The 320-nt window shown below is 36.9% G+C and carries 1 pseudogene; it reads right to left on the reverse strand.

What is annotated here, in order from left to right:
* Nucleotides 1–320: pseudogene (locus tag AAEY62_RS21330) on the reverse strand (glutathione peroxidase); the annotation flags it as partial.

A 320-nucleotide genomic window follows, 5' to 3' on the forward strand; every position in this document is an offset into this window, starting at 1 on the left:
TACCTCTGGTGTGCAGTTTTAAGTAATTAAACAAGGGGTGAGCTTCTGGGCCGTTTACCATTACTTTAGCAAATATTTCAAATGTAGTATTAAATTGCGCTTGATAAAAGCTGTTAATGGCTAAATTATCAAGCGGCTCCTTTTGGCCAAATTGATTGCACGGAAACGCTAAAATGGTAAATCCACTGTTTTTATACTGCTGATACAGTTTTTCTAAAGCGGTTAACTGCGCCGAAAAATGACATTCACTGGCAATATTTACAATAAGTAGCGTTTTGCCTTTTAACTGCTTAAAAGAAAAAAGCGCCTTGGTACAGCAT

It is taken from the genome of Pseudoalteromonas sp. GW168-MNA-CIBAN-0100 (assembly GCF_040309225.1).
Classification (GTDB): Bacteria; Pseudomonadota; Gammaproteobacteria; order Enterobacterales; family Alteromonadaceae; genus Pseudoalteromonas; species Pseudoalteromonas arctica.